The following is a 21203-nucleotide window of genomic DNA, read 5'->3' on the forward strand; positions in this document are numbered from 1 at the left end:
ATTTAATTGCCACCATATGATTTTTGCCCATTACATTCTAGCCATGACGATCTGACTCCAAGCCACATCCCAGGCCAAACTCCACACCAGACCAAACTACCGTTCTCTCTAAAATCAGCCTTATTCGATCGTTACCAAGTCGGTACCATTCTATTGTTGCTTATTGACCTAAGTTCAATTATTGCACAACAACCACAGGTATTTAGAAATCGTCACATCATCCATAAATTCTAACAAAATGTGTACGGTTACATTGCGTTTTATATTTAAGCCTCAACATATCCAAACTTCTAACACAGGTATCGCAGGCTTCTAAAGCCTTTCATTTGATACAAAGCACCAAACCGCCAGCATTGGAGTTTTTTCACGCCAGTATCACACACATTATGAGACAGGGAAGGGTGTTGTACGTATGCGAATGAGAAAAAAGTGGTTATCCGGTGTCATGGCCATGGCCATGAGTACAGTGTTGATTCTATCGGGCTGCTCCAGCACGAGTAACGAGGGTACGGGTAACTCCCCTGCTCCAGCGGAAGGCAGCGAGCCTCCGGCAGAAGTGGCAGCACAGGATACGATGATTATGGGACGCGGCGGAGATTCCGTGGCACTCGACCCGGCGATCGTTACAGATGGGGAGTCGTTGAAGATTGGACATCAGGTATTCGACTCGTTGCTGGACTACAAAGAAGGTGGAACCGAGGTTGTTCCTGGACTGGCTGAGAGCTGGGAGATTTCGGCGGATGGGCTCAAGTATGACTTTAAGCTGAAGTCGGGTGTGAAATTCCACGATGGTACCGACTTCAACGCAGAGGCTGTGGTGTTCAACTTCAATCGATGGAGTGATCCGGCCAGTGAATATAAATTCGAGGGAGATTCCTTTGACTATTACGATTCCATGTTTGGTCCAGAGGATGCACGTGTGATCAAGGAAGTAAAGGCGATTGACGCGACAACGGTTGAGTTCACCCTGAACCAGCCACAAGCGCCTTTCCTGCAAAACATTGCGATGACGCCATTTGGCATTGCAAGTCCAACCGCGATTCAGGAGAAAAAGGAAAATTTCAAAAGCGAGCCCGTAGGCACAGGCCCATTTGTATTCAAAGAGTGGAAGCGGAACGACTCCATCACCCTGGAGAAGAATCCGAATTACTGGAAAGAGGGCCTGCCGAAGCTGAACAAGGTGATTGTGCGTTCCATCCCGGATAACACGGCTCGCTTCAATGCACTGCAAAACGGCGAGATTGATGTCATGGAGGATCTGAACCCGGATGATCTGTCCATCCTTGAGGGAAATAGCGAGCTGCAAAAAATAGAGCGTCCACCATTTAATGTGTCGTACATTGGCTTCAACTTTAAGAAAAAACCGTTTGATAACGTAAAAGTAAGACAAGCCCTCAACCATGCGGTGAACAAACAGGGCATTATCGATGCCTTCTTTGCCGGACAAGCACAGCCAGCGGTGAACCCGATGCCGCCAACACTTTGGGGGTATAACGACAGTATTGAGGACTACGCTTATGACTTGGAAAAAGCAAAAGCGTTGCTTGCCGAAGCAGGTTATCCTGACGGATTGCCCGACCCGGTAACATTCTATGCCATGCCTGTATCCCGGCCGTATATGCCTGATGGCAAGAAGGTGGCCGAAGCGATCCAGGCCGATTTTGAGAAAATCGGAGTGACCGTCAACATTGAATCACCGGAGTGGGCAACGTATCTGGATGATGCCAAAGCTGGGGAGAAAGACGACATTTACATGCTCGGCTGGACTGGTGATAACGGTGACCCGGATAACTTCCTGTACACGCTGCTTGATAAGGATGCAATCCCGGGCAACAACCGCAGCTTCTACGTAAACGAAGAATTGCATACGTTGCTGACGAGTGCGCAGAAAGAAACGGATCAGGAGAAACGTGCCGAACTGTACAAGCAAGCGCAGGTGATTATTAAGGAAGATGCTCCATGGATACCACTTGTGCACACCACGCCAATTCTGGCAGGGAAAGCGAACCTGAAAGATTTCGTACCTTCCCCATTGGGAACGGAATCCTATGCCAACGCCTACTTCGAATAACGAATACGTGAGTTGAAATCAATTAATTTCACAAAACAGAGAGTGCGGAACCAATCTGAAGAAACGAAGTGTTCGCCTAAAAATTTTCTGAAAGAAAGCTACGTCGGAAGCATAAGCTATCCCTGGATTTCTTCCTATTTGAAAAGAATCAAAACCTGGGATAACATCGATCGGAAGATGGTACTGCAATCGAAGTGGCTAGTGTAAATTGATTAGTTCAAAACGTTGGCGTACACGCAGTGCTTGGCAGAACCCGCATCCGGATGAAACTACCCAAAGCATGGATGTTCGCCAGCGTTTTTTTATAAGTGCATCTTGCATGAATTTTGCTTGATACATCGAAGGCAGGTGAATGAGGAGTGAACAGTTACATCGTCAAACGTGTACTCGTGTTACTGCCCGTGCTGCTGGGCATGACCCTGATCGTCTTTTCCATTATCCACGCCATTCCGGGTGATCCGGCTGAGACCATACTCGGGCAAAAGGCAACTGAACAATCCAAGCAAGCTTTGCGTGACCAGCTCGGACTGGACAAACCATGGATTCAACAATATTTCGCCTATCTGGGCGATCTGTTTAAGGGAGATCTGGGCACATCTATCCGCACCAAGGTTCCCATTGCCCAGGAAATTATGCCATATCTGACGGCGACACTCGAATTAACGATGGCGAGTATGCTGTTTGCGATCATTATCGGTGTAAATGCCGGGATCGTTAGCGCGTGGAAGCATAACTCGTGGTTTGATTACTGCTGCATGGTCATTGCACTGGTGGGTGTGTCGATGCCAATCTTCTGGCTTGGGTTGATGGAGCAGTGGCTGTTTGCGAACAAACTGCACTGGTTGCCTTCCATCGGCAGGATGAATGCGCGTGATCCCGTTGAAGCCATTACGGGCTTGTATGTACTGGATACGATGATTGCTGGACGCTGGGACCAGTTGTGGACAGTAACAAAACATTTGCTGTTGCCAAGTATCGCGCTCGGCACGATTCCGATGGCCGTTATTGCCCGGATGACGCGTTCAAGCATGCTCGAAGTAATGAGTTCGGATTATATCCGTACCGCGAAGGCGAAGGGGCTTGGACCGTTTTTCGTCGTCTATGGACATGCATTGAAAAATGCATTTATTCCTGTGCTCACCGTCATCGGCATACAAACCGGATCATTGCTGGGTGGAGCTGTACTCACTGAAACAATCTTTGCTTGGCCCGGTGTTGGTCGTTATATATATGAAGCCATTAGCTCGCGGGACTATCCGGTGATCCAGAGCGGCATTCTGATCGTGGCGTTTTTTTTCGTGGTGATTAATCTGATTGTGGACTTGTTGTACGCCGTATTCGATCCGCGGATTAGTTATAAATGAGCATGAACAGAAGGGAGACGCCGCATGGCCAAATTATCAACCAATACCGGGGCGCCAATGGATACCGCGTCTGCACCTGCATCAGGTCCATGGCGGGAAGCCTGGCGAACGTTTCGGAGAAATCGGCTAGCGCTCGCAGGTCTGATCATTATCGTTTTTTTCATCCTCTTGGCCTTTGTTGCCCCGTATATTGCGCCGTATGACTATAAAGAGCAGGTACTCACAGACCGTCTGCAAGCCCCTTCGGCCGAGCATTGGTTCGGTACTGATGATCTGGGGCGTGACGTATTCTCCAGAGTGCTGCACGGAGCGCGCATTTCATTATGGGTTGGTTTCTTCTCCGTGACTGGCTCTATTGTGGCGGGTGCGTTGCTTGGACTGATTGCCGGGTTTTATGGAAAATGGGCAGACATGCTCATCTCGCGTTTGTTCGATATCCTGCTTGCTTTTCCGGCTATTCTGCTGGCGATCGCCATTGTGGCGATTCTCGGTCCATCCTTGCAAAATGCACTGCTCGCCATAGCCATTGTGAATATTCCGACCTACGGACGGCTGGTTCGTTCAAGGGTACTTAGTTTGCGACAGGAGGAATTCATTACGTCGGCGCGTACGCTAGGGGCTAGTAATATGCGGATTTTGTTTCGGCACATTTTGCCCAACAGCCTCACTCCGCTCATCGTACAAGGCACATTGGGGATAGGAACGGCGATTATTGAAGCGGCTGCCCTCGGATTCCTCGGCATGGGGGCGCAACCACCCGATCCGGAATGGGGCAAAATGCTGTCGGATTCCCGCCAGTTTCTGCAAAAAGCGCCGTGGACACTTATTTTTCCCGGACTTTCCATCATGTTCACCGTGCTCGGCTTTAACTTGCTGGGGGATGGACTGCGCGACACTCTTGATCCAAAAATGGCCAAAAAGTAGAAGTTTGCATCTTTAATTGTATCTCTAGTTGCATCTCTGTTTTTATCTCTACCTAAGTCTCCGACTCTGTTCCAAATCTAACGAACCTAGGAAGCCTAATTCTGCGATTTCCTTCCAATTCCCCAGACTAACGAATGACACACACGCTATGTTGCGAAAAACCTGCGGAAAGCCTCGAAAGGTCGGCTAAAGGTTAGAAATAGCGTGTCTACGATTCTTTAGATTATGAAATCATCCTAAAAAGGCCAACTAACGTCTGTGAGGTTCGTTAGCGTGTAATTTGCCAATGCTGCCCAAGGCAGTCATCTTATGCGTCAGTCACTACAGTAAGGGGGATGGATGTCCCTTCGAAATTCATTAGATGTGAATGTTGTGATACGAGCTACTATTCCAACATCCTCCTAAACAAACTGTCTCCAGGCCGGTCCGAACTTTGGTTCGGGGCGGCTTTTGTGTTGCATGGTGTATTGAGCTAGAATGGTTATAGATGTGCAAAACTTGAAGTGTTATTCGATCATTTTGTTAAATTCACACCCAGAGTATTGACACCCAATTTTGCCATATGTTATATAAAAGGAAGGGTTTAGCACTCCGACCATCAGAGTGCTAACAAATGATGTTTTGACTACACGACTACATATGGAATGATTGTGTTTTTGAATATGGATAAAGTTAAACTTGAATAGGATATGCATGAGCGTGGAGGGGTTAGAAAAGATTTGCACACAAGTGAGATCAACAGATTTTTACTTGAATAAAAATCGCAATGTTTAAAATCAGTTGATGAATGGTGCGGCAACAGTGAAGGGAGCGAAATCGATTCTGTAGAAGCGAAGCGTTTGCCTTTATCACCTAATTTCTTCCTTTTTAAGAGGAAATCAAGGAAATTAGGGGATAACAGCGATCGGAAGAACGATTCGTAACCGGAACGGCTAGACCGCAGAAATCATGCATTTATTTTAATTGAGCGATTGAGTGAATCGAAATAATCTGGGGATCAAAGAGATTGAAGGCTTTTCTAGCAACGTAACATTCTGCATGGAGTATTCAAAGGTTTACTTTCTATATTCAACCAATTCATTCGATATCCAAATTTGAAAGGAGACCACCCATTCATGGCTAAGAAAGAATTCCAGGCTGAATCCAAACGCTTGCTGGATATGATGATCAACTCCATTTACACCCAAAGAGAAATCTTTTTGAGAGAATTGATCTCCAACTCCAGTGACGCCATTGACAAAATATATTACAAAGCACTGACAGACGACACACTCGTCTTCAACAAAGAGGACTACTACATCAAGCTCACCATCGACAAAGAGAATCGTACGCTCACGCTGACCGATACCGGAATTGGGATGACCCAGGAAGAGCTGGAGAACAATCTGGGGGTTATCGCGAAGAGTGGCTCGCTGGCGTTTAAGAAAGAGAATGAAGCCAAAGACGGCCACAACATTATCGGACAATTCGGGGTTGGTTTCTACTCTGCATTCATGGTGGCGGACAAGCTGACCGTAACCAGTAAAACGCTGGGCAGCGACGAAGCATGGAAATGGGAATCCGAAGGTGCAGACGGGTACACGATTACTCCAGCCGAGAAAGATTCCGTAGGTACGGAAATCGTCCTGACCATCAAGCAAAATACCGAAGAAGATTCGTATGACGAATTTTTGGAAGAGTACCGCCTGAGATCCATCATCAAGAAATACTCCGACTTCATTCGTTACCCAATCAAGATGGATGTGACAGGACAGCGTCCGAAGGAAGGTACGGAAAATGAGTTCGAGGAGTACAAAGAAGAGCAAACCGTGAACAGCATGGTGCCGATCTGGCGTAAAAATAAAAGCGAATTGACCGAAGAAGACTACACGAACTTCTATATGGAAAAACGCTACGGTTTTGACAAACCGCTCAAACACCTGCACATTAGCGCAGATGGCGCAGTGGTATACAATGCAATCCTGTTTATCCCGGAGAACACACCGTTTGACTATTATACAAAAGAGTATGAAAAAGGTCTGGAACTGTACTCCAATGGTGTATTGATCATGGACAAGTGCGGTGATCTGTTGCCGGATTACTTCGGATTTGTCAAAGGTATGGTAGATTCGGAAGATCTGTCCCTGAATATCTCCCGTGAAATGCTGCAACATGATCGTCAGCTCAGCCTGATCGCGAAGAACATCAAAAATAAGATCAAGAGTCAACTGCAAAGCCTGCTCAAGGATGAGCGTGAGAATTACGAGAAGTTCTACCAAGCGTTTGGCCGTCAGCTGAAGTATGGCGTATACAGCGACTATGGCGTGAACAAGGATACCCTGCAGGATTTGCTCCTGTTCTCTTCTTCCAAAGAGAAGAAATTGGTGAGCCTGGACGAGTACGTTTCCAGAATGCCGGAAGATCAGAAGTACATCTACTATGCATCCGGTGAATCCATTGAACGGATTGAAAAGCTGCCACAGATCGAGGGTGTACTCGACAAAGGCTATGAAGTCTTGTTCTTCACCGACGACATCGATGAGTTTGCAATCAAGATGATCATGAATTACAAAGAGAAAGAATTTAAATCCATCTCCAGCGGTGATCTGGGCATCGAGGACAATGCAGACAAAGAAGAGACGGACGCACAGGACAACGATAACAAAGAGTTGTTCGAAGCGATGCAAGCACAGCTCGGCGGCAAAGTAAAAGCCGTTAAAGCTTCGAAACGTCTGAGAAGCCACCCGGTATGTTTGTCCACGGAAGGCGAGCTGACGATTGAGATGGAAAAAATCCTGAAAGCCATGCCGAACAGCGAGAATGTACAGGCGGATAAAGTGCTGGAGATTAACATCAATCACGATGTTTTCAAATCCCTGAAAGACGCATTCGCACAGGATAAAGAAAAACTGAACCTCTACACAAGCCTGCTGTATCATCAAGCATTGCTGATCGAGGGACTGCCGATTCAAGACCCGGTAGAGTTCACCAACGACATCTGCAAGGTTATGGTCTAACCCACCATCTTCACTCCGACAGGGCATTTCCGTCCTGTCGGTTTTTTGTTTTTACCTTACCCATACCGGGGAGGGTAAGGGGGAGGCAGAGGATTATTTGAGTGATGAATAAACAATTTAATGGTATTCTTTAGCCTCTTAAAGGCGATGTAATGTCATTTTAGATTGAGTGTGAATCAAACAGCGAAAGTAGTGAAGGGGACGGAATCGATTCTGAAGAAGCGAAGCGTTCGCCTTTATTCCCGAATTTCTCCCTTTCTAAAGGGAATCAAAGAAATTTGGGAATAACAGCGATCAAAAGAACGATCCGTAACCGGAACGGCCACGCAAACTGTATAGGGCACTTTTTTCGTCATAAGTTACTTTCAATATTAATCATTATCATTTAGGTGCACGAATGATAGTCTGGCAGGGTATAATAAAAAGAGATGACTGTGCTTCACAAGTTGATGTGAGAAGAGATGACAATCGCAGATAGGTTTTGCTTTTCGAAAACGCTGATTATGTGTATAATCACTCAAAATAGAGACAGTTGGCTAGGAGTGATCAACATGCAATGGAACGATCTGAGAGAACATAGACAATACCCTGAACTGACAAAACTGGATGGAGCTCGGGCGGCATATGAGCGGGACTATTCCAGACTGATCCATTCACCGACCTTCCGTCGGTTGCAAGGCAAATCGCAGGTATTTGGCGCTGGAACAGGCGATTATTATCGCACACGATTAACCCACTCCCTGGAGGTGGCACAGATTGCACGGGAAGCGGCACGGAGCCTGCTTCGCCGGTTTCCGGAGGTAGACTGGAGTCAGGCGGACAACCCCGGATTGATTATTGATTCGGAAGTGGTGGAGTGTGCGGCGATTGCACATGATTTCGGCCACCCTCCCTTTGGACATAAAGGTGAAGAAGTGCTGGACGGCATTCTTGATGATCTCATCAACACTGAGGTCAAGAAAATCATGAAGAAGAGCCGCGGGGCCAAGTCCCCCCAACAGGAGCTGGAGATTTGCGCGGAGTTGAAGCGGAAATATGAACATTTTGAAGGCAATGCTCACAACTTCCGCCTCATTATGTATTTGGAGAAACGCGAGGATATCGACGGACTGAATCTGTCTGATGCAGTACTGCTGGGTATCAACAAGTACCCTTACCCCGGCACGGAGAGCAAGAAGGGCATGTATCACCATGAATGGCAGTACATCCACGAGATTCGCAATCGTTGGCACATTCCGGATGGCAAGAAGACGCTGGAAGCACAATTGATGGATCTTTGCGACGATATCGCGTACTCTGCGCATGATCTGGAGGATGGTATCAAAGCTGGCAAGATTGAAGTGCATGAGCATTTCCTCCAAGATCCGCATATCAATCGATTGATTGTGGATAAGATTACCACGCTGGAGGATCTGTTCTGGAACGGATGGACAAGGGAAGCGATCGGGCAAAAGGTAGAAGAAGTGCTTGCTTCGTTTCTGCGCATCTGGAATGAAAAGATGCCGTTCTGCGAGCATGATTACTCACGTACCCGCCGTGAGGTCAAGGCCTACTGGGTCAGCCTTTTTGTCGCTAGCCTGGGGGTACTTGATAACGGCGACTGGAAGAAGGTTACGTTTGTCCGCGAGGGTGCTGAGGACCTCGACATGCTTCGTACGGTGAGTGTGCTCAAGAGCTTCGCCTGGGTGACCATGATTCGGGACCTGCGAGTCCAGCGGCTGCAAAAGCGCAGTGAATGGATGATCAAACGTCTATGGGATGCTTTCCTTGATCCGGAAACGTCCAAATCCATTATTCCATCCGATTGGCTGCAACGGTACGAGAAGGACCAGGCAAAGGCTAATCCAATCTGGACGTGGGAACATATGGTGATCGATTATATTGCCGGAATGACAGATGCTTTTGCCGAGAAAATATATAATGAACTTTACGGTCTCAAGGTCGGTTCCATTTACGATCTGGACTAGACAAGCGAGATGGAGGGGATGAGCCGCTTGGGTGCGAACATCAGTGCAAAATACAATCTGGGCGTACTTGACCTTGTTCCAAGATTGGAAGGTGCTACGGCAGAGCAGGCCCTTCAGCAATCGGTTATCCTTGCGCAGCGTGCCGAGACTTGGGGGTATTCAAGGTATTGGACGTCTGAGCATCATGATATGGACGAACTTGCATCGGCATCACCGGAGGTGTTGCTTGCTCATATTGGGGCGAGAACCAGCACGATCCAGCTTGGCTCTGGAGCTGTGCTTCTTCCGCACTATAGCCCGCTTAAGGTAGCAGAGTCATTCCGAATGTTGGCGGCGCTCTACCCGGGGCGAATTGAACTCGGATTGGGGCGTGCTCCAGGCGGTGGTCCTCATGCAACGATGGCATTGAGTGGCAATTACTTGCAACATGTGTCCAAGCTGCCTGAATCTCTCGCTGCACTGACGGAATTGCTGGAGGATCGTTATACTTATGAGGAGCATCCGGTGACCGCTCGCCCGATTCCTGAGCTGCCTTTATCCTTATGGATGCTTGGGACCAACGTAAAGAGCGCTGAGTTCGCTGCCCGTTTCGGTATGGGGTATGTATTTGGTCAATTCATGAGTGACGCAGATGGTACAGAGGCTGTGCGACGTTACCGGGAGGGGTTCATCCCAAGTCCCCATCGGAAAGAACCGGAGGTCATGGTTGCTGTCAGCATTTTGTGTGCGGAGACAGAGGAAGAGGCGCTGTCCTGGAGTCATGAAATGACGAAGAACCGGAGAGCGGGAGGAAAAGAGGTTCAAGCCCAGCCTGATCCCCATACCAATCCTGACACGAAGGCTCATAATTTGGACAATGCCACCGAAACGGAAGCACAACGCCATTATGCAGGCACACCTTTGCAGGTTTGGGAAAAGTTACAGCAGGTGAGCGACAGACTGGGTACCAATCGATTGCTTGTGGTTACGGCTGGACCGGATTACGGGCGTAGGTTGTCCTCTTACAGGTTGCTGGCTGAAGCGTGATGTACATCAGCTTACTCCTAACCTGCTTCCTCATTTTGTTTCAAAATCTAAAGAGCTGCAGATCGGGCAATTCCGTATGCTGCAGCTCTTTTTCAATTTGTTATCATTTCACAATCTTTTACAAGATAAAGCATGTCCTTAACAAAAGAATGTTATAATACTTTACGTCTGTTTTTCGATAAATATAATATAGAAAGAGTATTTTGCAAGATGCCAAAAGAAGGGTAAAACAACGACAAAAGAACCTAAATTCGGAAGTAGCCGAAGATGGGCCTAAGGAGGAAATCATATGTTTAGCAGATTCAAGATCAAGAGTATCGGTCTGCGTATCAGCATCGCGTTCTATCTATTAATCCTCTGTTTAATTCTTCTTAGCGTCACAATTGTTACACAGATGAACTCCATGGAAAGAAACACAAATGAAATCACCAATAACTGGATACCTTCGCTTCAACAGATTAACCGTTTGAACTATACGACAGAACATATTTTATCATTGAGCTATCGCCATTATGATGCGCAGGCCGGGGACAAAGCGACCATCGGGGAAGAGCGTACCAAGTTCATTCGGGAAACGGCCCAGGCCATTAAAATATACGATCAACAGGAAAAGACACAGGAAGAAAAGGAACATTGGGATGCATTCAAAACGAAGTGGGAAGCTTACCTCAAGATCAACACGCAATCCATTAAGCTGAGTGATGAAGGACAGGAACAATTGGCCAAGGAAGTATCTGAAAAAGGGGCCGATTCCTTCGATGCCATGCAAGTCGATCTGGACTATATGGTGGAATACAATCAGGAACAATCCAGCATCTCTGCTGCGCAGACAATTCGATCCGTGCAGGATGGAAGAATGATTATTATTGTGGGTGTGCTGGTGATGATTCTCATCACGGCCATCAGTATTCCAATTATTCGTTCACAAGTGGTTAAACCGTTGCTCCGGGTGATCAGTGCCGTGAAACTGATTGCGGAAGGTCAATTGAATGTTCAGGATATACATACCAAACATGAAGATGAAGTTGGTGTGCTTGCCAAAGCGGTGAATGACATGAAAGGTAACCTCACTTCGATGGTACTGAATGTCAGACGAATCGCCGAAGCCGTTAATCACCAAAGCAGTGAGTTGGCCATCTCCTCCGAAGAGGTTAAGATCGGCAGTCGCCAAATTGCCATAACGATGGAAGAGTCGGCAAAAGCGGCAGAGAGTCAGGCGGAAACGGCTGTAGAATCCGCTCGTACTGTTGAAGGATTGAACAACCATATCCAGGAGCATTCCGAGCAGGGAAACCAGCTTCGACTGATGTCAGACCTTATTTTGAAACAGGGGCTCAATGGTCGCGAGTCGATGGAACAATCCGTAAACCAGATGCAGCAGATCGCTGGGGCAGTGTCGTCTTCCATGAACAAAATGGAACAGCTTGACCGCAAAAATGAAGACATCTCCCAACTGGTTCAGGTAATCCATGATATCGCACGCCAAACCAACCTGCTTGCATTAAATGCTTCCATTGAGGCTGCCCGTGCAGGGGAGAGCGGACGCGGATTTGCAGTCGTCGCAGCAGAAGTGCGGAAGTTGTCCGAAGCCGTTCAAACTTCGGTGGAAGAGATTACAGTCATCACAGAGGACATTCAGAGGGATTCCCAGGGTGTCGTTGAGGAATTGCGTGCAGGTGTGCTGGAGACAGAGCGGGGGCAACAGCAAGTACGTAATTCCGGCAATCTGTTCCATACGATTAGTGAATCGGTCGAGGGCATGGTTCAGGTCATTGCCACGATGACGGATGGCTTGGAGGGCATGCAGGAGGCGAGCGGACGCATGAATGATTTTAGTCAACAGATTTCGGCAGTGTCGGAACAATCTGCGGCGAGTGTAGAGGAAGTGTCTGCTTCGGCCGAAGAGCAGGTGAGTTCGATGGAAACGATTAGCGGCAACATTCAAACCTTGAAAGAATTGTCCGATGATCTGCTGGCTTCCATTGAAAAATTAAAAATATAAACCACTTCTTATAATAGAAGAAACATGAAGGACGGCTACCATGTTGAGCAATGCAAACAGCAAAAATTCAGTTAACGGAAGTTATGTGTATACCTTTGCCTGTCATGAAAATGAACGTGCATTATGTGAACTGGAGCTAACCACGATGCTCGTTCCTGATATAGTTATCCATTCCGGCGAGCGTGCCTATATTCGCTCCCATGTCTGCATTCCACCGGGCAGAAGTCCATTTGTCCGGGGCAGACTGGATGTGATGGCCGAGGCGGATACGGTGGCAGATCTGAAGCCTGCTGCTTCACAAATCAATCTGTCTACTGGTGAAACGTTCAAGGTGGTCTGCCTGAAAGAAGGAGATCATATGCCGGACTATGCGCATTCCCGTCAGCTGGAAAAAGAGCTGGGCATGTGTATTAAGGGCAAGGCGCTGATGAAACAGCCCGATGTGACTTTTGGACTAATTCATGCAGACGGAAAATGGATCCTGGGCCAGTGGATCGAAGCCGATCGTTCGTGGCATACCCATCACCAGAAGCCACAAAATTATTCCACAGGCCTTGGTGTTACACTCGCCAGAGCGCTGGTCAATATAGCGGTTCCGCAAGTGGAGGGTCATCAGTTACTCGATCCGTGCTGTGGAATGGGAACCGTCGTCATTGAAGCTTTATCGATGGGGATCGAGGCGATTGGCAATGATTTGAATCCTTTGGCGGTTCAGGGGGCGCGCACTAATCTTCCTCATTATGGGTATGATCCGGCCAGAATTACTCTCGGGGATATGAATGATTTGGAAGGTTTTTACGATGCAGCCATATTGGATATGCCTTACAATTTATGCTCTGTTCTTCCCGATGAGGAACAACTTGGCATGTTGAATAGTTTGAAGAAGCTTGCAGGCAGGGCGGTTATCGTTTCCACCGAAAGGGTAGAGGGGAACATTTTGGATGCCGGATGGAACATTGATCAGTATCGAACGGTGAGCAAAGGTACGTTTATACGTCACATTTGGCTTTGCACGTAGCATGAGTATCACTGAACAATAGAAGAAACCTCCAATCAGGAAAGATTTTTTTCCGAATTGGAGGTTTTTGTTTGGAATGGTAAGGGAATACCTAAGTAAAGATTTGTACAATTTTGCATGGAATAAAATGGGTATTTTAGTATTTGTGACTATAATCCACTAAATTACGCGGAAGAGTTTTACCAGCGACATAAGCTTCCAGGTTTTGCACGAAAATATCAAGTGCCCGTTCAGTGTATTGCTCTGTACTGCCGGCAATATGCGGCGTAATCAGAACGTTGTCTTTGCCCCATAATGGATGATTGGAAGGGAGAGGTTCCTCCTCGAATACGTCAAGTGCCGCAAAGGCAACCTGTCCACTGTCCAATGCACTAAGAAGAGCTTCCGTATTTACACTTGGACCACGCCCAACGTTGACGAAGCAGGCACCAGACTTGAAATGTTCGAATGCTGTCTGATCATAGATATGATGGGTTTCATCCGTAAGTGGCAAAATATTGATGACATAATCGCCCTGCCTGAGAGCTTCATGGAAGCCGGACATGGTGTACATGTGGTCTACATTCGGAACATCTTTTCCGGAGCGGCGCACTCCGATCACCTTCATACCTAATGCTTTGAGAATGCGCGCGGTTTCTGATCCAATCTCTCCGACGCCGACGATGACTGCTGTTTTGCCGTTCAGTTCAGGCAGTGGCTTGCCTGGCGATTTCCACTCTGCCTGTTGCTGGTGCAACATGGCTTGTCTCAACCAGCGGCTGTGGGATAACATCATACCCAGAATAATTTCGGTAATGGGAATGGCGTGTACGCCATTAGCACTGGTTACCAGTGTGTTTTTTGTTTCCAATTCGGAGAAAGGAAGGTTGTCCACACCTGCAGACCAGACCTGAACCCATTTCAGAGCACTGTCTTTTTTCAGCGCATGCTCGGTCACCAAAGGAGACCAGCCAACGATGATTTCGGCTTCCTTTAACTCCGATGAGTCAATCTCCTTGGCTTTGCCAACCGTAAGTGAGTAGCCAGGTGCAGCGTTCAGAATACGTTGTTGCTGTTCCGTGGATAATGAAGGGAAACATACAATTTTGCCCATAGGTAGTGGCCTCCTGAATTTCAATTGTGTTGTATTTTTAGTGTAGCAGAAAAGAAGATGATGTGCGTAAAGGCAGGAATGCAGCCTCATGTGCAAATCCCAGAAATTGTGTCACTCTATATTTAACCAACTTGAAACCATAGAGACGACTATGAAATAATAAAACGAACTTTGGAAGAGGTGTGTACCATGAATAAGTACTCATATAAGGACCTTCCGTCACGACGGGAAAGATTATTTATTGCACTTCGGTTGCCGGCACATATTCAACATTCACTTCGCCTGTCTGCCGAACTCGTGCAGGGAAAACTTGATTTTCGCAAATGGACGGATCATCGGGATTATCATATTACATTGCAATTTCTGGGGGATACCCTTGTTAGTGACATTGGGCAACTTCGCAAAACCCTGCGCTCTGCAGGCGCTGGATTCCAGCCTTTTGAGCTGCGAGTCTCCGGCTGGGGAACGTTCGGTTTGGAAGAAGCACCGAAGGTACTATGGAGAGGTATTGAAGGGGAACTGGGGCAACTGAATCTGTTGCAAAAACGAATCGTGGAAGCGACTTCATCCCTTGGATATAAGGCGGAATTGAGACCTTATTCTCCGCATATTACCATTGCGAAAAAATTTCTGGGACAGGTCCCAGGAAATGAGGATAAAGGAATATTTGGGGTTCTCCCTGAACAGGATTTGAGTGATAATTCGTGGTTGATCCAAGATTTTGTGCTATATGTGACACAGCCAGGTCAGACGCCGATGTATGAGGTCGTGGATGCGTTTTCTTTTTCCTGAAACTCATTATTATGACATAAAATCACATTGACATTACGTTATTCCCTATGTAATATTAGCCAACGTTATTCAAATTCTTTTTTTGTGGTTACTTAGATTAGGGAATTGTTTCGACAGGAGGAATCTTCGAATGGATATTATAAGCAAGAATCGTTGGGTGGCACCGATGTTATCTGTGCTGCTTGTATGTATAGTGGGGGCTAATGTCGTTCAGGCGACTGGAAAGTGGAATGAGGCAAGTGATAGCAAACAGATGACTGAACTTGCGGCTTCTGTGGAAAATAGCGAAAATTCTTTTAACGGGGACAGGCGAATGATGCAAGACGGGACAAGTCTGTCTGCTGATGGGTCTATCCAGACTAGTAACTGGACTAATTCGCTCCCTGCCAAGAACTGGCTGACGTCTGCTCAGGAAGAGCAGGAACTGAAGGAAGCCAAAGCTAAACATGCGGCCCGAGCTGTAGCTGCGGCCAAAGCAAAGAAAGAGGCTGCTCTGAAATTGGCAAAGGTAGAGCGTGCCAAAGCGGTAGCTGCAATTACCACTCCCCCCCAAAAACTTTACTTTACGCGGACCAAACTTCTGAATCAGGAAGACTCGAAACTTGCGACCTGGTCATACAGTGTGTCCGATAAAGAGCTGTTTCTGCTGCAAAAAATCGTCATGGCAGAGGCGGAAGGTGAACCGTACGAAGGCAAAGTGGCAGTTGCCAATGTTGTCTTAAACCGGCTGCGGTCAGCCAATTTTCCCGATACCATTTACAAAGTGATCTATCAGAAATCCCAATTTAGTCCTGTAGCGAACGGGCGCTTGAAGCGTGTAACTCCCAATGAGGACACGGTCAAGGCAGTGAACGCAGCGTTAAATGGGAAAAAAGAAGTAGCCGATGATACGTATTATTTCCTGTCATTGACGCTCGCAGATGATCTGACAGTGGCTCATTCCCAGAAAAAAGTGAAAACCATCGGGCATCATACTTTTTACAAGTAAAATACCTATAAATTCTGCAAACAGGCAGGGTAGTTAACTATGTTCTGACAATATCAACTCTTGAGATGCCTTGAACGCAGTTTTATTTCGTTGTTTTCATTTTATTTTTGATGAGGGTTTGTTATTAACATTACCCTTTTTTTCAGTAAATCATACGGAAAAATGAATGAAAAAAGAAGGTTCCCTTCCAGTTAACGGAGGGGAACCTTCTTTGCATATGGCCTGCGGATATGAAATACCCTCGTAGAACGTCTTGAAGGGGTCATAGAGCTGCTAGAATGGGATTCGGGTACCTGACAGCGAAGTGGCTCCTATCCCGGCTGTGAAGCGCTCCTTGGGCGCGGATGTCAGTTCGGCTGTAGCCGGGAACAATAAATCATGGACAGCCTGGGCACAGCACGTCGGATCATAGCTGGATTTGTTGCTGGGTTTGTGTACTGCTTTCAGCTGACTTTCAGCTTGAACTGATGCAGTTCCGTCACATAACTCTCTGAAACGGTTGGTAATGACGTCAGCAGAGTGAATAACCTGACCGTATCCGGCTTGTACAAAATATTCACAGTTTTCTTCTTCCTGACCAGGCAACGGAGGTACGAATAGCATCGGTAATCCTTTTGCCAGTGCTTCTGTACAGGTCATGCCGCCTGGCTTCGTAATCAGTACATCAGATACATCCATCAGTTTGCTGACTTCCCGGGTATACCCCAGAATGCGTATATTCGGATGCTGGAAGCAGGACATCTCCTTCAGCTTTGCGATCATTTTCTCATTGCTTCCCAGACAGAACAGCAACTGAACGCGATCCGCCCAGGAAGTGAGGGCCTTCATATGCTCTTCATCAAAAGAAAGTCCCCATCCTCCGCCCATTAGCAGGGCAGTAGGCATGTTCTGGAGGCCCATTTCCTGCCGTAGACCCACCTTGTCTCCTGCTTCCCAGAAGTCGGGATGTACAGGAATACCGGTAATTTGAATTCGTGAGGGTTCAACACCTCTGATTTCAAGAAGAGCCTTTACCTGTGGTGTGGAAACCAGATATTTGTTCACCTCGGGATTGATCCAGGTTGCATGTACGTCGTAGTCTGTGACGAGCGTGTACAGCGGAATATTGAGCCCCTGGCGCTTAAGCCGGGAGATGACCGCATTCGGAAAAGGATGCGTGCAAATGACGGCATCGGGTTTCAATTGGGACACGACTTGAGCAGTCTGCGTATAGAAAAGCCGGTGCAATGCCAATTTCGTGAATCCGTTCAGCGATTTGTTATACTGCGTCCGATACAGCAGACTGACCAGCTTGGGCTGAACGGATAGTGTCTTCCGGTATGCGGACAGAATAAGTGGAGCCATCGTTGGATTCAAAAATTTGCCGAGCTCAATCACCCGGCTATGCACATGTGGACTAATTTTTTTAATGCCGCTTGCGAGCGCATGGGCGGCCTGTGTGTGACCGGTGCCGAAACCTTCGGATAACAAGAGCACTCTTGGTTTTCGCATGAGTTCACCTTTATTCATCAATTTAAATTTAATGTTCATACCGCACGATGCATTACTACATGAATATACAGCGAAGCGGAAAATCATGTTCATTCGTTACATATTTACACTACAGTTCATGTTCTGATACCTCGAAACTTCGTCTTTACCCGTTTATTGGAGTCATCATACACTATAGACGAGGATAGAAGCAGTTTCCACTGCATTTCGGTTAAAAAAAATTAACACAAATTTTTAATGTTAGGGTTGCAATCTGATAATGAGAGTGGTAATCTAGTTTTTGACCGAGTGACTGAATTGTATTTTTGGTCATTCAATAGGACGATCCATGAAAATGAGGAGGGATATGATGGCTCCGATTGACAGGAGACAGCAGGTCATTCATGCAGCCGCGCAGTCGTTCGCCATGTTTGGATACAAGGCAACCACGATGGATCAGGTAGCGAAGATTGCAAACGTTGGTAAGGGAACGATCTACACTTTCTTTACGAATAAAGAACAATTGTTTGACCAAATCCTGGTGGAAGTGATTCAGGAAATGAAGAACATTGCTCACCGTGAAGTTCATCAGGAAAGTGCCTTTTTTGATAATCTGTTTCGTGTGCTTGATTCGTTGCTGGAATTTCGACGTGATCACGATTTGCTGGTTAAGTTGTCCCAGGAGCTTAAGGATTTTGGTACACTTCAGGCCAAGGAAGGTTTGGAAAAAGTGGAGAAGGTCATCTCCGATTTTCTGGCTCGTGAGCTTGAGAAGGCAAGAAGTAATGGAGAGATTCGCGACTGCGATCCACAGGTAGTAGCCTTTATGATGATTCGTTTGTACATCGCCCTCACCTCAGACTGGAGCAAGCAACACGAACCGCTGAGCAAGGAGGAAATCAAGAACTACTTTCGCCTTTTCTTAATGGAAGGAATTGCTGCCGCAACGTAGCCCTGATTTTATTCTACTATAATATGGGTTAGTCATTTGCACGAAAGCAGTGAGGCTTGTCGAGAGACAGGTTTGTTTTTTGCTCTAAAATGACCATTTGAGTAAAGCGGTCAATAAGTGTTTCGGTAAATTTCTGGAACACATCAAATTAATTTCACTATGGTTACCCTGCTCTTGGAGCAGAGAGAATAAGGGGAGAAAATGACATGAAATCTTTATCCGTGTTTTTCAAGGATGTGGGATCGGCCGTGAGAAACCCGAAAGTATTGATCCCCGTTATCGCCATTATGTTTATTCCGATTTTGTATAGCGGTATCTATTTGGCCGCTTACTGGGACCCGTACGGTCATGTGGATGAAATGCCTGTTGCCGTTGTCAATATGGATAAGGGCGCCGAGTTGGAGGGCAAGTCGCTGCATGTTGGGAAGGACCTCATTGATGAGCTGAAGAAAAATGCAGATTTTAAATGGGACTTTGTCAGTGCCAGTCAGGCCAGAGAAGGCATGGAAAATGACAAATATTATATGCAAATCACGATCCCGGAAAACTTCTCATCCCAGGCCACCACGCTGCTTGATGACAAGCCCAAGCCAGCTGACCTGATCTACGAACCGAATGGTAATTACAGTTTCGTGGGCGCACAGATTGGCAAGACGGCAATCAAGGATCTGAAAGCCAAGGTGTCAGCCAAAGTTACAGAATCCTATGCGGAGACGCTGCTCGACAAATTCTCCGAAGTATCCGACGGATTGGCTGAAGCTGGCGACGGCGCAGGCGAGTTGAATACAGGTGCAGGCAAATTGGATGACGGAGCCGTGAAGCTCAAGGATAATCTGGCGAAGCTGGCTTCCGGAACACTGGAACTTCAGGAAGGATTATCCCCATTAAGTGATGGAGTCAATGCCCTGCACACGGGTGCAACCAAACTAGAAAGTGGAACAACGAATCTGGTATCCGGGTTGCAGCAGCTTCAAGCGGCGGCTACGAGTCAGCTTCAGAGCGGTGCAGACCAGTTGAAGGATGGTAGTACAAAGCTCGAAAATGGACTGAAATCTTCCGTGGACGGCGCAGGCAAGTTGCAAGCAGGGTTGCAGTCGTCCGAGCAGGGCAGCGCGAAACTGTCCGAGGGTCTGCAAAGTGCAGTACAAGGCAGCGGCACATTGGCAACTGGTCTGCAATCGGCAGTAGACGGCAGTAGCAAGGTGGCTGACGGTGCTCAGGGCATTGCTGACGGGTTAAAGCAGCTTGCTGCATCGAACCCGGAACTGGCAGCCAGCGAGGATGTGCAGAAGTTGCTTGCAGCCAGCGCAGCTGTTGCAGACGGAAGCAAGCAGCTGCATGAGAGCGAGCAGAAGCTGGCAGCAGGTGCGGATCAACTGCACCAGGGAAATCAGCAGCTGGCAGCAGGTGCAGCCGAGCTGCACGGAGGGCAGAAGCAGCTTCTGGCGGGTGCGAACCAACTGGTGGATGGTCAGCAGCAGTTGCTGGCGGGCGCCGGACAGCTTAGCCAAGGCGGAGCAAAGCTCTCCGATGGCCTCAAGCAGTTCAGTGGCAAGCTCGGCGAAGCTGCAAGTGGCGGTACGCTGCTCGCAGATGGAGCCAAACAACTGGGCTCGGGAACAACTGCCCTGCAAACGGGTGTAGGCAAGCTTAGCGGTGGCGTGAGTTCACTCACAGACGGTTCCAAGCAACTGGGTGACGGAGCAGGCAAACTGGCTGACGGTCTCACTGAGCTGAAAGATGGATCGAATGAGCTGGCTACCAAACTGAATGATGCAGCTCAAAAAACATCAGAAGTCAAGAAAACAGACGACGTGGTAAACATGTTCGCAGAACCTGTGAATACGTCAGAGGACACCGCAGAGAATGTGAGCAATTACGGTACAGGGTTGACGCCGTTCTTCCTGTCCATCGGTTTGTTTGTAGGATCACTGATTTCTACGATTGTGTTGAAAATGCGTGAAACCTCTGTACCGGGTGCAACAGGCTGGAATCGTTTTGTCAGCCGTACACTGGTATTTGGCTCCATGAGCATTTTCCAATCGGTGATCGTTGCAAGCTTCATGTTATACGGTCTTGGACTGGAGACACACAGCGTTCCGCTGTTCTATCTGTTCACGATCATTACGGGACTGACCTTCATGTTGATTGTTCAGGCCCTTGTAACTTGGCTTGATCTGCCTGGACGTTATGTCGTCATATTGTTGTTGGTCTTCCAGCTGGCAGCAAGTGCGGGTACCTTCCCGGTAGAGTTGATTCCATCGTGGCTGCAAGCATTTAGCCCTTGGTTACCAATGACGCACAGCATTATGGGCTTCAAGGCCGTTGTATCGAGTGGCAATTTCGATGTGATGTGGCATCAGGCTGGAATTCTGGCCATCTATGCGGGTGTATCTGTGCTGTTAACCTTGGCTTTCTTCCTTTGGAACGGCAGACGTCCCAAAAAAGAAGCCGAAATGGCCGAATCCGGTCAAGTCGTGACGGCTTAAGCGGAATTGGACCCGGAACAGGACAAAATGTTGAAAATAAACTTTGGACTT

The 21203-nt window shown here is 47.5% G+C and carries 14 protein-coding genes; 12 read left to right on the forward strand and 2 right to left on the reverse strand.

Features of this window, described 5'->3' with window-relative positions; all coding sequences use genetic code 11:
• Positions 1-418: 418 nt before the first annotated feature.
• The 8 genes from JNUCC31_RS21665 to JNUCC31_RS21700 all read left to right on the forward strand — a co-directional run bounded on the left by JNUCC31_RS21665 (position 419) and on the right by JNUCC31_RS21700 (position 13368).
• Complete coding sequence (locus tag JNUCC31_RS21665) at positions 419-2071, forward strand: ABC transporter substrate-binding protein (RefSeq protein ID WP_192273228.1); 1653 nt, start codon at positions 419-421, stop codon at positions 2069-2071.
• A gap of 359 nt (positions 2072-2430) precedes the next feature.
• Positions 2431-3435, forward strand: a complete 1005-nt coding sequence (locus tag JNUCC31_RS21670) for an ABC transporter permease (protein ID WP_192264650.1) — start codon at positions 2431-2433, stop codon at positions 3433-3435.
• 24 nt (positions 3436-3459) lie between these two features.
• The gene (gene nikC / locus JNUCC31_RS21675) at positions 3460-4359 is read left to right on the forward strand and encodes a nickel transporter permease (RefSeq protein WP_192264652.1); all 900 of its coding nucleotides are present in this window, start codon (positions 3460-3462) and stop codon (positions 4357-4359) included.
• A 1115-nt stretch (positions 4360-5474) separates the two neighbouring features.
• On the forward strand, positions 5475-7355 hold the full coding sequence (gene htpG / locus JNUCC31_RS21680) for a molecular chaperone HtpG (protein WP_192264654.1): 1881 nt from the start codon (positions 5475-5477) through the stop codon (positions 7353-7355).
• Between the two features lie 551 nt (positions 7356-7906).
• Positions 7907-9322, forward strand: coding sequence for a deoxyguanosinetriphosphate triphosphohydrolase family protein (locus JNUCC31_RS21685; RefSeq protein WP_192264657.1), 1416 nt, complete (start codon positions 7907-7909; stop codon positions 9320-9322).
• Positions 9323-9340: 18 nt separating this feature from the next.
• Positions 9341-10348 carry an LLM class flavin-dependent oxidoreductase gene (locus JNUCC31_RS21690; RefSeq protein ID WP_192264659.1) on the forward strand — a complete coding sequence of 336 codons (1008 nt, stop codon included), beginning with the start codon at positions 9341-9343 and terminating at the stop codon, positions 10346-10348.
• A gap of 289 nt (positions 10349-10637) precedes the next feature.
• A complete protein-coding gene (locus tag JNUCC31_RS21695) occupies positions 10638-12350 on the forward strand; it encodes a methyl-accepting chemotaxis protein (protein WP_192264661.1) in 1713 nt (570 codons plus the stop codon).
• A gap of 40 nt (positions 12351-12390) precedes the next feature.
• Complete coding sequence (locus JNUCC31_RS21700; RefSeq protein ID WP_192264663.1) at positions 12391-13368, forward strand: TRM11 family SAM-dependent methyltransferase; 978 nt, start codon at positions 12391-12393, stop codon at positions 13366-13368.
• Positions 13369-13504: 136 nt separating this feature from the next.
• Here JNUCC31_RS21700 and JNUCC31_RS21705 read toward each other — a convergent pair whose 3' ends face one another.
• Entirely contained in the window at positions 13505-14461 is a 957-nt protein-coding gene (locus tag JNUCC31_RS21705; protein ID WP_192264665.1) for a D-2-hydroxyacid dehydrogenase, read from the reverse strand.
• A gap of 189 nt (positions 14462-14650) precedes the next feature.
• Here JNUCC31_RS21705 and thpR point away from each other — a divergent pair, with 189 nt between their 5' ends.
• Entirely contained in the window at positions 14651-15253 is a 603-nt protein-coding gene (thpR, locus tag JNUCC31_RS21710; RefSeq protein WP_192264667.1) for an RNA 2',3'-cyclic phosphodiesterase, read from the forward strand.
• A gap of 130 nt (positions 15254-15383) precedes the next feature.
• Complete coding sequence (locus JNUCC31_RS21715; RefSeq protein ID WP_192264669.1) at positions 15384-16241, forward strand: cell wall hydrolase; 858 nt, start codon at positions 15384-15386, stop codon at positions 16239-16241.
• 273 nt (positions 16242-16514) lie between these two features.
• On the opposite strand, the gene JNUCC31_RS21720 is transcribed toward JNUCC31_RS21715, so the two are convergent.
• Complete coding sequence (locus JNUCC31_RS21720; protein WP_192264671.1) at positions 16515-17732, reverse strand: MGDG synthase family glycosyltransferase; 1218 nt, start codon at positions 17730-17732, stop codon at positions 16515-16517.
• A gap of 349 nt (positions 17733-18081) precedes the next feature.
• On the opposite strand from JNUCC31_RS21720, the gene JNUCC31_RS21725 reads away from it, so the two are divergent.
• Positions 18082-18663, forward strand: a complete 582-nt coding sequence (locus JNUCC31_RS21725; protein ID WP_062323809.1) for a TetR/AcrR family transcriptional regulator — start codon at positions 18082-18084, stop codon at positions 18661-18663.
• 206 nt (positions 18664-18869) lie between these two features.
• Positions 18870-21152 carry a YhgE/Pip family protein gene (locus JNUCC31_RS21730; protein ID WP_192264673.1) on the forward strand — a complete coding sequence of 761 codons (2283 nt, stop codon included), beginning with the start codon at positions 18870-18872 and terminating at the stop codon, positions 21150-21152.
• The last annotated feature ends 51 nt before the right edge of the window (positions 21153-21203 follow it).

Origin of the sequence: Paenibacillus sp. JNUCC-31, from assembly GCF_014844075.1 — a bacterium.
Lineage (GTDB): Bacteria > Bacillota > Bacilli > Paenibacillales > Paenibacillaceae > Paenibacillus.